The sequence below is a fragment of the Thalassobaculum sp. genome (assembly GCF_040219615.1).
In the GTDB taxonomy this organism is placed as follows: domain Bacteria; phylum Pseudomonadota; class Alphaproteobacteria; order Thalassobaculales; family Thalassobaculaceae; genus Thalassobaculum_A.
Window position 1 is genome coordinate 203,849 of the sequence record NZ_JAVJSE010000029.1, and the last position, 13,034, is coordinate 216,882.

Consider the following 13,034-nt stretch of genomic DNA (forward strand, 5'->3'; position numbering starts at 1 on the left):
GCCTCACTCCTCCTGACGGCTCGATGCAATCCTGCGGAAGAGACACGGGAATCGGGGCGATCGCTGCTGCCGTCGCGACCGATCGTGTCGGCGGCGCGACAGGACGAACGCCACCGGCACCGTGCCCGGTCAGCGCGAGGACGCGGGGACCTTGTCGGCGGCCGGACCGGACGTAGGGCCGAGGGGCGGGCCGGGGGTCGGGCCAGTGGCCGCTTCGAACGTCTCCTCAGCCGCCCTGAGCGTCGCGAGGATATTCCGCCCGACGGCGCCGCCGTCGTCGACGATCTCGCCGGCCAGCGCCTCGCGCAGGGCCTCGAGATGCCGGCGCAGCAGATCGAGAAGCGCCCGGCCCGGCGGGTGGGTGTCGCCGGAATAGCCCATCAGGCCGCGCACGATGGCACCGACCAGCAGCAGGCCGCGGGTCTCGGTCAGGGCCGCCGCCTCGCGCGCCACCGAGTTCAGCCGCTTCAGCGCCTCGCGATCGTGCTTCTCGACCAGTTCGGCATAGGCGTCGTCCATGCGGTGCCGGGTCAGCGCCAGCATGGCCAGCGCCTGTTCCTTCTTCAGCTTGATATGCGCGCGCGCCGGTTCCACCGCCTCCCGGCTGAGGCCGTTGCGCAACGAAAGCGCCGGCTCGGACTCGGCCGTCGACATCCGGCGGAACCGGAACACCGTGGTCGAGGGCTTGATCTCGAAGCCGAGGCTGGTCGACGCCACGGTCTGCTCGGCCGGGCCCGAGACGGTCCGTCGCTCCACCATCTGCTGTCGGGTTCCGCGCCGGCGGTCGGGTCCGGTATAGGACCCCGACACGATGAAATCGGTACGGTCGAGCGGCCATTGGGTCAGGGCCTGGACCACGTGATCGGCCTGGAACGGCCGGCCGAGGAAATGCAGGCATCCGAGGATCGCGGACCGCCGGATATCGGCCTCGGTCAGGGCATCGCCGATCAACCCCAGGGCGAGGCCGGGAAAAGGGGCGTCCGGATCGCGGCGGACGAAGCGGAAGATGTCGAAGGGACTGCCGTCCTCGAGGCGCTTGTCGGCGAGCACCAGCACGATGTCGTTCGTGCTGCGCCCCAGCAGGTCGAGGGCCTCGGCGGCACCCGACACCCATTCGACCGGCAGGCGCTGCGGGCCGCACGGAACGGCGGCCAGTTCCCGCATCACCCCGACGTCTTCGCTGACGACCAGAATTAGTCCCTTGCCCACGCGCATTGCAGGTATCGCCCGTCGATTGTCGCGTCGCCCCGCGCTATTCACCGCGCTGCGGACTTAACGAATCGTTAACGTCGCAACGTCCGATTGCCCAGTGGGTTGGATGCTCCGTCGAATACCATCGCATTTCCAGCAAATTAGCGGACCGAGCGTCCGGATTCACACGCAACGGGGGAACAGGTTCAGTTCCCCTGGGGCAAACCCGGCCCAAAGGACGCCATGTCGACCGGCTTGCGCCTGCGCCCCCAGTTGCCGGGTCGTCCTTCGAAAACGCCGGCCATGCGTGTACCGCAGCCGGTGCAGCATCCGTCGCCGATCAGGTTCCAGTCGCTGAGCTCGTACCAGTCTCGGCCGATCGTCCGGGTGCCGCAGACATGGCAGTAGCTCGACTGCCGGCCGATGTCGTGGACGTTGCCGGTATAGGCGTGCCGCACACCGTTCCTGCGCGCGATCTGCCGGGCCGTCGCCAGGGTCTCGAACGCCGTGCGCGGCTTGTCGAGCATGCGGTAGTCCGGATGGAAGGCCGAGAAGTGGATCGGCACGTCCGGGCCCAGGTTCTCGACCACCCAGGCAGTCATCGCGTCGATCTCGGCCTCGTCGTCATTCTCGCCGGGAATGATCAGGTTGGTGATCTCGACCCACACCTCGGTCTCCCTGACCAGGTAGACCAGGGTGTCGAGCACCGGTTGCAGCTCGCTCTTGGTGACGTCGCGGTAGAACCGGTCGGTGAATCCCTTGAGATCGACATTGGCCGCGTCGATGTGCCGGAAGAAGTCCGGCCGGGCCCGATCGGTGATGTAGCCGGCGGTCACCGCCACCGTCTTCACGCCGGCCTCGCGGCAGGCGATCGCGATGTCGCTGGCGTATTCGTGGAAGATCACCGGGTCGTTGTAGGTGAAGGCGACCGAGCGGCAGCCGAGCCGGCGCGCCACATCGGCGATCGCCTCGGGCTGGGCCTCGGCCTGCATCAGGTCCATCTCGCGGCTCTTCGAGATGTCGTGGTTCTGGCAGAAATTGCAGGCCAGGTTGCAGCCGGCGGTCCCGAAGGACAGGACCGGCGTACCCGGCAGGAAGTGGTTCAGCGGCTTCTTCTCGATCGGGTCGACGCAGAACCCGCTCGACCGGCCGTAGGTGGTCAGCACGATCGCGTCACCCTGCCGGGCGCGCACGAAGCACAGGCCGCGCGCGCCTTCCTTCAGCCGGCAGTAGCGCGGGCACATCTCGCACTGGACCCTGCCGTCCTCCAGCATCCGCCAGTGCTCGGTGGGCACCACCGGGCCTTTTCCGCGCAGTGCGGGCGGCGTCGTCCCGTCCAGTCCGGGCACCTGCAACTCGGTCTCGGCGCGCACCTGTTTTCTCTCCCTGAACGAACCGTCCATGACCCCTGTTGGACGCTGTCACAGCCAGACGCCCTGTGTTAATCAAATGGTCGCCATGTCTCCATCTGCCAACGCCTCGACACGATCGCCGCAGGTCGCTGGCCGGTTCTATCCGGACGGTCACAACGCCTGCATCGACCTTCTGGAGCGCTGTTTCGCGGACACGCGCCCGACCGGCGACGTCGACCCGAAGGTGCTGGTGGCGCCCCATGCCGGCTGGATCTTCTCGGGCCCGATCGCCGGCACCGCCTATGCGTCGCTGCAGGCCCGGGCCGACCGCATCACGCGGGTGGTCCTGCTCGGACCCGCCCACCGGGTGGCCTTCCGGGGCATCGCCACGACCAGCGCCGACGCCTGGGCTACGCCGCTCGGCACGCTCGCCGTCGACTGGGCGGCCCTGAACCGGGCGCTGGACGTTCCCGGCGTCGCCGTCGACGACGCGGTGTTCGCCCAGGAGCACAGCCTGGAGGTCCACGCGCCGTTCATCCAGCGGATGCTGCCACGGGCGACGATCGTGCCGTTGCTGGTCGGCGACGCGCCGACGGCGCTGGTCTCGAACGTGGTCGAGCGGCTCTGGGGCGGCCCCGAGACGCTGATCCTGGTGTCGTCGGACCTGTCGCATTTCCACGACCGGGACACCGCCCGGCAGCTCGACGCCGAGACCGCCGGCTGGATCGAGACCCTGCGCCCGGACAAGCTGACCGGCCAGGGCGCCTGCGGCCACCGCGCGCTCGCCGGCGTGCTCGACCAGGCGCGCCGCCGCGACCTCCGGGCCACCACCTTCGACCTGCGCAGCTCGGCCGATACCCGCGGCAATCCTGAGCGGGTGGTCGGCTACGGCGCCTTCGCGCTCGAATACGCCCATTCGGCGCGGCTGCCCGAGGCCGACCGGCGGCAGCTGATCGAGGCGGCCCGGTTCGGGGTGAAGTTCGGCATCGAGAACGGCCGTCCACCCAAGGTCGGGTTGGGTTCCGGCGTGTCGCCGACCCTGACCAGCCGGCGCGCCAGCTTCGTGACCCTGAACCTGGACGGCCGGCTGCGCGGCTGCATCGGCAGCATGATCGCACACCGCCCGCTGCTGACCGACGTGATCGACAACGCCTGGAAGGCGGCTTTCGGGGACCCGCGGTTCCCGGCGCTGACCGCCGGCGAGCTCGATCGGATCGCGGTGTCGGTATCGATCCTGTCGACCCCGCGGCCGATGACCTTCGCCGACGAAAAGGACCTGGTCCGGCAGGTCCGCCCGGACATCGACGGACTGATCATGCAGGACGGCGACCGGCGCGGCATCTTCCTGCCGAGCGTCTGGTCCGGCCTGCCGAAGGCGGAGAGCTTCGTGACCCACCTGAAGCGCAAGGCGGGGCTGCCGGCCGACCACTGGTCCGGCACCCTGCGGGTGTCGCGCTACACCACCGAGAGCTTCGGGGCCGCGTTCCGGGAGGTGGCATAGGCATGGCGAAATCCCCCTCCATCGAGGCACCGCCGGCGCCGACGGCTTTCGCGCCGGCGCCGAAGCCACGTCGTCCGTCGGCCGCGCCGGTGGACTTCGCGATCGAGAACACCCGGCAGCTGCGCGACCTGTGGTCGGCCAAGCGCCCGGGGCGCGGCGCGTTGCCCGCCTACCGGTTCTTCGACGCGCTTGAGCTGCGGCCCTGGGCCGACAACCTGGTCCTGTACCGGGCCGAGCGCCTGGACGACCAGTACGTCTACCGGTTCGAGAAGGTCGGCAAGGGGGTGGCCGCGATCGACGGCGGCGACTTCAGCGGCCAGCTCATGCACCAGGCCCTGCCGCCGACCCAGCTCTGGGCGATCATCGGCCACTACGACGCGGCGGTCCGCACCCGCGGGCCGGTCGAGTTCCACGACACCATCCCGTCGCCCGGCGGTGGTGCCGTGAAATGGGACAAGCTGCTGCTGCCGCTGAGCGACGACGGCAACGAGGTCGACCACCTGCTGATGCTGCTCTACGCGGAGCAGGTGGCCTGACGGCCGCCTCCGGCGGTCGGCATTTCGGATTTCTTTCGGGCGCATTTCGGTTAGGTTTCAGGGCTTCGGCCCCGAACTCTGACACCGTCTCCTCCGCCACGACCGGAGGGACAGGTCATGCACAGCCGATCCGATGCCGCCCGCTCCGCGGTCCCCGGACCCGTGCGCCTCGCAACCGCCGGGGCGATCATCTACCGTGCCTATTCCCGCCCCTACGACACCGGCGGCGCCCGCGTGCTGCACCTGTTCGCGAGCGGGCAATACCGCTTTGCACCGTTGCGGTTCTTCTTCCAGCCGTTCCCCGGCCATCCGGACTGCTTCGCCCTCGTCGAGCGCGTGCCGGACGTGGTCAGCATGATGCGGTATTACGTGGCGGCCTCCTACTCCTCGGCCAGCGGCGCCTCGTCCCTCGCCGACAGCGTCAGGATCGTCGACGCTCACGGCGAGCACGTCGTCGGGATCGAGGCCCTGGCCTGACCGCCGGGCCCCTCCCCGAGCAGGCGGCGCTCCTACGCCCCGACCGCCGCCGGCAGCGGGCCGTAGGGATGCGCGGCACCGGTCGGCCCGTCGGGTCCCAGAGCCACCGCGTTCGGGATCGCCCATTGCGCCGGGAAGCAGACCGCCTGGGCCGGCCGCACCGGCGCCACCGCCTGCAGCGCCTGCATCGAGGCCGCGTCGAGACGGTCGTCGGCGACGATGGTGTCGATCAGCCCGACGTCGATCCGCGGCTGGCGCAGCGCGCGCTCCAGGCCCATGCCGAACTCGCCGATGAACGAGGTGAGCTGGAAGATCGCCGGCATGATCTTGCGGCCGCCCGACGCCCCGAGGCCGAACGCCGCCCGGCCGTCCCGGGTCGCCAGCATCGGGCACATGTTGGACAGCGGGCGCTCGCCGGCGGCCAGCGAGTTCGGCCGGCCCGGCCGCGGGTCGAACCAGTTGATGCCGTTGTTCATCAGGACGCCGGTTTCCGGCAGCACCACGCGCGACCCGAAGCGCGACAGCAGGGTGGTGGTGATCACCACCATGTTGCCGTCGGCGTCGACCGCCGACAGATGGGTGGTGCAGCTGCGATCGCCGACGTCGCCGGCATGGCCCATGGTCTCGAGCCGCACCTTGTAGGCTTCGATCAGCGCCTTGGCGTAGGCGCCGTAGGTCGCGGCGTCCGGGCTGGCGGTGCCGAACTTCTCGGGCAGCCGCGCGAGCGCCCCGGCGAAGGTCGGGCCGGCCGTATAGCCCGGCACCAGGTTGAGGGTGTGCCCGGCACGCTCGCGCACGATCGGGTCGACGATCCGGGCCCGGTAGGCGGCGAGGTCGTCCATCGAGATCGCCGAGCCGCCGGCGTTCAGGTCGGCGACCAGCCGGCGGCCGGTCTCGCCGGTGTAGAAGTCGGACGGCCCGGCCTTCTGCAGCCGCTCGAAGGTGTCGGCGAGCGCCCCCATCGGCAGGAAGGGCGGCGGGCCGTCGGGGGCCGACGGCACCAGGCCGCCGGGCAGCCAGACCTTGCCCGACCCGGGATACTTGCCGAGCCAGCCGGCCTCGGCCGCGACCTGCAGCGTGCTCCACCAGGTCAGGCGGTGGCCGCGGCGCGCCATCGCCAGGGCCGGGCCGATCGCATCGGCCCAGGACCACGACCCGAAATTCTCCAGCAGCGTGGCGTAGCCGGCGCAGGATCCCGGCACCGCGATCGAATGGAAGCCCTGGAGGTTGCGGTCCTCGACCACCGCCGGCCAGCTGAACAGGTCGGGCGGCGCGGACCGGCCGGTGTCGATGCCGTAGTTCGCCGGGTCGAGGCCGCGCGGCGCGATCATGCCGAAATCGACGACCTTGGTGGCACCCGACTTGCCGTCGTGCACGATCGCGTAGCCGCCGCCGCCCAGCCCGCTCATCCACGGCTCCGCGACGCACAGGGCGAGCGCGGTGGCGATCGCCGCGTCGATGGCATTGCCGCCGGCCGCCAGCACAGCGGCGCCGACCTGGCTGGCCTCGACGTTCTGCGAAGCGACCACGCCGCGTCGGCCGGCGACGGCGGGCTTGCTCACCGACCAGGTCTCGATCGGCGCGGAATCCGGAAGGCTGACGGCGGGCATGGGGCTCTCCTGGAAGGATGCGGACGGCGGGGCCGGTATGCTAGGGTCGCGACCGGCGGCGGGATGAGACGGAGACAACGGTATGGCGGTGCGAATCCGCTTGTCCAGCCTCGCCATGATCCTGGCGATACTGATGGTGGCGATCCCGGCGGCGGCGATCCCGGCGGCGGCGCAGGAGCGCACGGACGGCGGCGGCGACGACCGAAAGCCGCCGGCAGCCCCGCCGGCGGCGCCCGCGAAGCCCAGCGTCCGGGCCGACGACTGCAACAAGCTGCCCGGCGGCAACGCGCCGATCAACCGGCTGGCACGGCTCGACGGCGGGATCTCCGTGCGGAACCTGGACCTGACCTATTTCGGCAAGCCGCTGTTCGAGCTGACCGACCAGGACTACGAATACCTGACCGCGCTGTGGCCGCTGTGCAGCACCTTCGACGAGGAGACCGCGCCGAAGGTGGCGGAAAAGCTGAAGGAACTGGTCGACGACGCCAAGGCGGTGCGCCAGGACTCACTCGAATGGATCAAGCAGACCGAGCGCGAGGCCAAGGCCCTGAAGCCGAACCAGGACGGCATCGAGAAGATCCACGACCTCTGGCAGCAGATGCTGAACCGCGAGTTCGAAATGCTGCAGTCGGACATGTCGTATATCGCCGGGGTGATCGAGAAGCGGCGCGACGAGCTGTACACGGCACCGCAGGCCCAACAGCGCACCCTGATTTCACCATTCGACCCGGGCCCGGCCGAAACCCGGCCGCTCGGCAACCGCGGGGGTTGAGACCATGACCCAGAAGCCGGCCTCACCGTTGCCGACGCCGATCCGCGAACGCCACCGCCCGCCGATCGCCAAGCGGGTTCCGGCCAACGACCACGCACCGTCCTGGGCCGGCCGAGGCCATGTCGGCGCGTTCATCGTCCAGCTCACGGCGCTGGTGACGATCAACCTGGCGGTCTGGGGGTTCTTCGCCTGGTGGGCGATGGGCTATGCCGAGCGCAAGCTGCCACTGGTGCCGCCCGGGACCGGGCCGCTCTGAGCTCGACTTTGGCCAAAATTGGCAGAGACGCTACCGCTGCCGTGCGGCAGTGGAGCCATGCCGTGAGAACTCCCTGCTGTACCGGTCGGACGGCGACACCGGGAAAATCACATATGGCTGCGATCGTCCACCCCCCCTTGTCGTCATTCCGGACGCCCGCGCGCCGGCGCGGGCGAGCCGGAACCCACGCGGCGACGAGCGCCGGCGGCGGCGAGGCCGGAGCAGCGGGTGGGTTCCGGCTCTTCGCGACTTCGTCGCTGCGGCCGGAATGACGACAAAGGGGGGAAGCCCGGCCCCCGTCGGCGCGACGAGCGCCCCACCAATTTTGGCCAAAGTCGAGCTGAGAGCTTGAGAATGTATTCCGGCATGGCCTGCGCGTCTCAGGCCGCGGTCTTCCGGTCGATCCAGTCGCGCAGCTTGTACCAGGCCCCGACCGCCGGCAGGAACCATGGCCGGCCGTGATACAGCGGCCGGGTCTCGAACGGCAGCCCGTCGAAGGCGCTCGGCCGGTTGGTGGTGCCGAGGATCTTCAGGGCGGTGCGGTGGCCGAGATGGCTCATCATCACCACGCCGCTGCCGTTGCAGCCCATCGCGTAGTGCACGCCGCCGCTGTCGCCCATATGCGGAACCCGGTCGAAGGTGAAGGCCACGTTGCCGGTCCAGGCGTGGCTGATCTTCACGCCGCGCAGCTGCGGGAAAACGCCGCACATGTAGTCGTACAGCACCGGCGCGGTCTCCAGCGCGGTCCTGGTCCGGAAGCTGGCGCGGCCGCCGAACACCACCCGGGTCCCGTCCGGCGACGGCCGGAAGTAGTAGAGCACCCGCTTGGTGTCGGCGATCACCCGCATGGTCGGGAACAGCTCGCGGATCCGATCCTCGCCGAGCGGCTCTGTCGCGATGATGTAGCTGCCGACCGGGACCACCCGGCGCCGGTGCCAGGGCGTCGCCGCCCCGGTATAGCCGTTGGTGCCGAGCACGACCTCGCGGGCCCGGACCGGCCCGCGCGCGGTCCGCACGGTGAGGTCGCCCGCCGTGCCGTCGATGCCCTCGACGGCGGTATGGGCCGACAGCTTGACCCCGGCCGCCCGACAGGCCCGCCGCAGGCCCTGGTGGTAGAGCGAGGGGTGCACGCCGCCGGCGCGCTCGACCACCATGCCGCCGTGGTAGAAGTCGGAGCCGAGCTCGTCGCGCTGCCGCTCCGGCGGCACCAGCCGGGCGCCGGCCTCCGCATGTTCGTTCAGGGTGGCGACCCGCGCCGCCATGCCGGCATAGGCGGCCGGCGTGTGGGCGCCGACGAACCGGCCCGACCGCCGGTACTGGCAGTCGATGGCCTCGCGCTCGATCAGGCGCTCGAAATGGCCGTAGGAGTCGGCCGCCTCCTCGATCATCGCCCGCACGCGCTCGGCCCCGAACTGCCGCTCGATGTCGCCGCCCTTGCCGACGTTGATGCCGCCCGAGACCATGCCGCCGCTGCGGGTGCTGGCCCCCTCGCCGAACCGGTGGGCCTCGAGCACCACCACGTTCACGCCGCCGCGCGCCAGTTCGAGCGCCGCCGACAGGCCGGTGTAGCCGCTGCCGACGACCGCCACGTCGACCTGCTCGGGCGGCGGAGCATCGCCCTCGTCGTCCGGCGGCGCGGCGTCCCACCAGTACGGATCGGTCCTGAAGCCGTCGGCGAAGATGCTGGAGTCGGCCATCGGTCCCTCGTTCGGATCCTGCTACGTCCGGCCAACGCTACGCCGAGCGCCGGTGGTTCGACAACGCGGCCGATGGCTCAGTCGTACACGGCGGCGCCGAGCACCTTCACGATCCGGCCGTCGGGCCCGGCCAGCGGCAGCAGGATGCTCTCGAACCGACGGTAGTCCTTGTCCACCCAGTCGAGCCGCCCGTGGGTCCGCACCGGCACCCGATGCTCGAGCAGGTGGCGGTAGACCCGACCCACCGGGTGGCCGGGCGGGAAGGTGTCTGCGACAGGCTGTCCGGTGGTATCGCGGCCGAGCGCCTCGACCAGCCGGGTCCCGATCAGCGTGTAGCGGAGCAGCGGCTCGTCGCCCGCGGAGCCGCCGGGCTCGACCCTGACGATGAACAGCTGGCCGAGATGCCGGGCCAGGTCGAGCGGGTCGAAGCGGCCGACGGGCGGAATCTCGCCGGCGCCGGCCATCGATTGCCAGTGTCGATGAATCTCCGCCAGCCGGCCGTCCTCGATCGCCATCGAGAGATCGACGAAGTACCAGGGCGGATTGTCGAATTCCTCGGTCACTCCGCACCCGGGCGGTTGTGGTCGCCGATCACGTCATCGTGAAGAAGCATCCCCGCAATATGCCCCCAACAGGCGCGGTTCAACAGCCCGGCAAAGCCGCCCGGCGGCGACTTGATCCAGATCAGTGTCAGCCGACACGAAATCGGGCGATGTCGATTGACAGAATGAGACCCATTTGCAAAAAGTGCGCTGATGAATTTCATTCTCATCAAGAGGGGAACTGCCATGTTTCGCACCCTGACAGGTGCCCTGCTCGGCTCCGCGATCGCCGTTGCCGCGACATTCTCGGCGACCGGCAGTGCGGCCGCCGCCGGCGAGGTGAACATCTACTCGCTGCGCCAGCCGTTCCTGATCGAACCCCTGCTGAAGGCCTTCACCGAGAAGACCGGCATCAAGACCAACGTCGTGTTCGCCAAGGACGGCGTGGTCGAGCGCATGAAGGCCGAGGGCGCCAACAGCCCGGCCGACGTGATCCTGACGGTCGATATCGGCCGGCTGAACGACGCCGTCGAGGCGGGCGTCGTCCAGCCGGTATCGAGCAAGACCCTCGATGCGAACGTCCCGGCGAGCTTCCGCGACCCCGAGGGCCGGTGGTTCGCGCTGACCCAGCGCGCCCGCCTGATCTATGCCGCCAAGGACCGGGTGAAGCCGGGCGAGATCACCTCCTACGAGCAGCTCGCCGACCCGAAGTGGAAGGGCCGGATCTGCACCCGCAGCGGCAAGCACGACTACAACGTGGCCCTGCTGGCCGCGATGATCGCGCATCACGGCGAAGCGAAGGCCGAGACCTGGCTGGAAGGCCTCAAGGCCAACCTCGCCCGCAAGCCGCAGGGCAACGACCGCGGTCAGGTCAAGGCGATCAAGGAAGGCGAGTGCGACCTGGCGCTCGGCAACAACTACTATTACGGCGCCATGCTGTCGAACGACGAGCAGAAGCCGTGGGCGGAGGCCGTCAACCCGGTGTTCCCGACCATCGGCGGCACCAAGGGGACGCATGTGAACGTCTCCGGGATCGCCCTGTCGAAGTCGGCACCGAACCGCGACAACGCCGTCAAGCTGATGGAGTTCCTGTCCGGCAACGACGCCCAGGAGATCTACGCGACCGCCAACTACGAGTACCCGGTGAACCCGCAGGTGAAGTGGTCGCCGCTCGTCGAGTCCTGGGGCCGGTTCACGCCGGATGACCTGCCGCTGTCGGCGATCGCCGAGCTGCGGGGCGCCGCCGTCAAGATGGTCGACCGGGTCGGCTACGACGGATGACGGCCGAGGCCGACGCCTTCCAGGGCGCCGGACCGGCACCCGAACTGTCCGCGGCGGCGCCCATTGACGGGCGCCGCCGCTGGCATGTCGCGGCCCTGGCAACCGCCGGACTGGTCGCGATGCCGGTGCTCGCGATCGTCTGGAAGGCCCTCAATCCGACCGAGAACATCTGGCCGCACCTGGCGTCGACGGTGCTGCCCGGATACGTGCTCACGACCGTGCTGCTGATGCTCGGCGTCGGCGTCGGGACCTTCGTCATCGGCACCGGCACCGCCTGGCTGGTCGCCATGTGCCGGTTCCCCGGCCGCGGCCTGTTCCAATGGGCCCTGCTGCTGCCGCTGGCGATGCCCGGCTACCTGATCGCCTATGTCTACACCGACCTGCTGGAGTTCGCCGGCCCGCTGCAGAGCGTGCTGCGCGAGGTGTTCGGCTGGTCGACCAGGCGCGACTACTGGTTCCCGGAGATCCGCTCGCTCGGCGGCGCCATCGCCATGCTGACCCTGGTGCTCTACCCCTATGTCTACGCCCTGGCGCGCGCCACCTTCCTGGAACAGTCGATCTGCGTGCTGGAGGTCAGCCGGACCCTCGGCCGGGGCACCTGGCGGTCGCTGCGCGACGTCGCCCTGCCGCTCGCCCGGCCGGCGATCGCGGTCGGCGTGACCCTGGCCCTGATGGAGTGCCTGAACGACTTCGGCACCGTCGACTTCTTCGCGGTCCGGACGCTGACGGCCGGCGTGTTCGACGTCTGGCTGCGCATGGGCAACGCCGGCGGCGCCGCGCAGATCGCCCTGGTCATGCTGGCCTTCGTGGTGCTGCTGATCTGGGCCGAGCGGCGGTCGCGGGTTCGCCAGCGCTTCCATCACACCTCCTCGAAGCTGCGGCCGATCGAGGGCATCCCGCTGCACGGACGCAAGGCCTGGGCGGCCACAGTCGCCTGCACCCTGCCGGTCCTGCTCGGCTTCGCGGTGCCGGCCACGGTGCTGGCCGACTATGCCTTCACCAGCGAGGCGGCGCAGTGGTCGCCGGACTTCTTCCGGCACGCGTTGAACAGCCTGGGGCTGTCGGCCGCCGCGGCGCTGGTCGCGGTGGCGCTCGCCACCCTGCTGGCCTACGCCGCGCGCCAGCGGGCCGGCGGAATCGTGCACGCAGCCATTCGCCTGGCCTCGGTCGGCTACGCGATCCCGGGCGCGGTCCTGGCGATCGGCGTGCTGATCCCGTTCGCCGCCTTCGACAACGCGGTCGACGGCTTCCTGCGCCAGACCGTCGGGATCTCGACCGGCCTGATCCTGAGCGGCACCGTGTCGGCCCTGGTGTTCGCCTACACGGTGCGCTTCCTGGCGGTCTCGCTGGGCGCGGTCGAGGCCGGGCTGGGTCGGATCACGCCGAGCATGGAGATGGCGGCGCGAACCCTCGGGCACGGCCCGTCGGCGACCCTGCGGCGACTGCATCTCCCGATGATCCGCGGCAGCCTGCTGACCGGCGGCCTGCTGGTGTTCGTCGACACCATGAAGGAACTGCCGGCGACGCTGGTGCTGCGGCCGTTCAACTTCGACACCCTGGCGACCTTCGTCTACCAGTACGCCTCGGACGAGCGGCTGGAGGCCTGCGCCCCGGCGGCCCTGGCGGTCGTCGCCGCCGGCATCCTGCCGGTCCTGCTGCTGGCCCGCAGCGTGGGCGCAGCGCGTCCCGGCCGTCGCGGTCGCGACGACTGAGGGTTGCCGTCCGAGCGGCCCGCGGCAGCGGGCGCCGACCGGCGCAGGGTTGCGGTTTTCCCCAATAGCTCGAACTTCGCATAGGTGGCATTACACCGGCGTGCAGC

13 protein-coding genes are annotated in these 13,034 nt (G+C 70.3%); 7 read left to right on the forward strand and 6 right to left on the reverse strand.

Going from position 1 to position 13,034, the window contains the following annotated elements:
* Window positions 1-129: 129 nt before the first annotated feature.
* Window positions 130-1,215, reverse strand: a complete 1,086-nt coding sequence (locus RIC31_RS15780) for a response regulator (RefSeq protein ID WP_350109546.1) — start codon at window positions 1,213-1,215, stop codon at window positions 130-132.
* 182 nt (window positions 1,216-1,397) lie between these two features.
* The gene (amrS, locus tag RIC31_RS15785) at window positions 1,398-2,564 is read right to left on the reverse strand and encodes an AmmeMemoRadiSam system radical SAM enzyme (RefSeq protein ID WP_350109549.1); all 1,167 of its coding nucleotides are present in this window, start codon (window positions 2,562-2,564) and stop codon (window positions 1,398-1,400) included.
* An 85-nt stretch (window positions 2,565-2,649) separates the two neighbouring features.
* On the opposite strand from amrS, the gene amrB reads away from it, so the two are divergent.
* From amrB to RIC31_RS15800, 3 genes are all read left to right on the forward strand, one after another.
* Window positions 2,650-4,044, forward strand: coding sequence for an AmmeMemoRadiSam system protein B (amrB, locus tag RIC31_RS15790; protein WP_350109552.1), 1,395 nt, complete (start codon window positions 2,650-2,652; stop codon window positions 4,042-4,044).
* Between the two features lie 2 nt (window positions 4,045-4,046).
* Window positions 4,047-4,580, forward strand: a complete 534-nt coding sequence (locus RIC31_RS15795) for a PAS domain-containing protein (protein WP_350109555.1) — start codon at window positions 4,047-4,049, stop codon at window positions 4,578-4,580.
* A gap of 117 nt (window positions 4,581-4,697) precedes the next feature.
* Window positions 4,698-5,057 (forward strand): hypothetical protein, encoded by a 360-nt coding sequence (locus tag RIC31_RS15800; RefSeq protein ID WP_350109558.1) that lies wholly within the window; start codon window positions 4,698-4,700, stop codon window positions 5,055-5,057.
* A 32-nt stretch (window positions 5,058-5,089) separates the two neighbouring features.
* On the opposite strand, the gene RIC31_RS15805 is transcribed toward RIC31_RS15800, so the two are convergent.
* Window positions 5,090-6,667, reverse strand: a complete 1,578-nt coding sequence (locus tag RIC31_RS15805) for a gamma-glutamyltransferase (RefSeq protein WP_350109561.1) — start codon at window positions 6,665-6,667, stop codon at window positions 5,090-5,092.
* An 82-nt stretch (window positions 6,668-6,749) separates the two neighbouring features.
* Here RIC31_RS15805 and RIC31_RS15810 point away from each other — a divergent pair, with 82 nt between their 5' ends.
* Window positions 6,750-7,439, forward strand: coding sequence for a hypothetical protein (locus RIC31_RS15810; RefSeq protein WP_350109564.1), 690 nt, complete (start codon window positions 6,750-6,752; stop codon window positions 7,437-7,439).
* Window positions 7,440-7,443: 4 nt separating this feature from the next.
* Window positions 7,444-7,695, forward strand: coding sequence for a hypothetical protein (locus tag RIC31_RS15815; protein WP_350109566.1), 252 nt, complete (start codon window positions 7,444-7,446; stop codon window positions 7,693-7,695).
* A 380-nt stretch (window positions 7,696-8,075) separates the two neighbouring features.
* On the opposite strand, the gene RIC31_RS15820 is transcribed toward RIC31_RS15815, so the two are convergent.
* The 3 genes from RIC31_RS15820 to RIC31_RS15830 all read right to left on the reverse strand — a co-directional run bounded on the left by RIC31_RS15820 (window position 8,076) and on the right by RIC31_RS15830 (window position 10,182).
* Window positions 8,076-9,392: an NAD(P)/FAD-dependent oxidoreductase gene (locus tag RIC31_RS15820; protein WP_350109569.1), complete on the reverse strand. Its 1,317-nt coding sequence runs from the start codon at window positions 9,390-9,392 to the stop codon at window positions 8,076-8,078.
* Window positions 9,393-9,469: 77 nt separating this feature from the next.
* On the reverse strand, window positions 9,470-9,955 hold the full coding sequence (locus tag RIC31_RS15825; RefSeq protein WP_350109572.1) for a PAS domain-containing protein: 486 nt from the start codon (window positions 9,953-9,955) through the stop codon (window positions 9,470-9,472).
* Window positions 9,952-10,182 carry a hypothetical protein gene (locus RIC31_RS15830; protein ID WP_350109575.1) on the reverse strand — a complete coding sequence of 77 codons (231 nt, stop codon included), beginning with the start codon at window positions 10,180-10,182 and terminating at the stop codon, window positions 9,952-9,954. Before RIC31_RS15830 ends, RIC31_RS15825 begins: the two co-directional genes overlap by 4 nt.
* Here RIC31_RS15830 and RIC31_RS15835 point away from each other — a divergent pair.
* Together RIC31_RS15835 and RIC31_RS15840 are read left to right on the forward strand one after the other, a co-directional pair.
* Entirely contained in the window at window positions 10,181-11,215 is a 1,035-nt protein-coding gene (locus RIC31_RS15835; RefSeq protein ID WP_350109577.1) for a Fe(3+) ABC transporter substrate-binding protein, read from the forward strand. The two genes, RIC31_RS15830 and RIC31_RS15835, sit on opposite strands and share 2 nt — an antisense overlap.
* A complete protein-coding gene (locus tag RIC31_RS15840) occupies window positions 11,212-12,927 on the forward strand; it encodes an ABC transporter permease (protein WP_350109580.1) in 1,716 nt (571 codons plus the stop codon). Before RIC31_RS15835 ends, RIC31_RS15840 begins: the two co-directional genes overlap by 4 nt.
* Window positions 12,928-13,034: the final 107 nt, after the last annotated feature.

What these genes read in the sequence shown, in the direction of transcription:
- RIC31_RS15780 (WP_350109546.1), bottom strand. Translation starts at nt 1,215, where the DNA reads ATGCGCGTGGGCAAGGGACTAATTCTGGTCGTCAGCGAAGACGTCGGG.
- amrB (WP_350109552.1), top strand. Translation starts at nt 2,650, where the DNA reads ATGTCTCCATCTGCCAACGCCTCGACACGATCGCCGCAGGTCGCTGGC.
- RIC31_RS15795 (WP_350109555.1), top strand. Translation starts at nt 4,047, where the DNA reads ATGGCGAAATCCCCCTCCATCGAGGCACCGCCGGCGCCGACGGCTTTC.
- RIC31_RS15800 (WP_350109558.1), top strand. Translation starts at nt 4,698, where the DNA reads ATGCACAGCCGATCCGATGCCGCCCGCTCCGCGGTCCCCGGACCCGTG.
- RIC31_RS15805 (WP_350109561.1), bottom strand. Translation starts at nt 6,667, where the DNA reads ATGCCCGCCGTCAGCCTTCCGGATTCCGCGCCGATCGAGACCTGGTCG.
- RIC31_RS15810 (WP_350109564.1), top strand. Translation starts at nt 6,750, where the DNA reads ATGGCGGTGCGAATCCGCTTGTCCAGCCTCGCCATGATCCTGGCGATA.
- RIC31_RS15815 (WP_350109566.1), top strand. Translation starts at nt 7,444, where the DNA reads ATGACCCAGAAGCCGGCCTCACCGTTGCCGACGCCGATCCGCGAACGC.
- RIC31_RS15820 (WP_350109569.1), bottom strand. Translation starts at nt 9,392, where the DNA reads ATGGCCGACTCCAGCATCTTCGCCGACGGCTTCAGGACCGATCCGTAC.
- RIC31_RS15835 (WP_350109577.1), top strand. Translation starts at nt 10,181, where the DNA reads ATGTTTCGCACCCTGACAGGTGCCCTGCTCGGCTCCGCGATCGCCGTT.
- RIC31_RS15830 (WP_350109575.1), bottom strand. Translation starts at nt 10,182, where the DNA reads ATGGCAGTTCCCCTCTTGATGAGAATGAAATTCATCAGCGCACTTTTT.
- RIC31_RS15840 (WP_350109580.1), top strand. Translation starts at nt 11,212, where the DNA reads ATGACGGCCGAGGCCGACGCCTTCCAGGGCGCCGGACCGGCACCCGAA.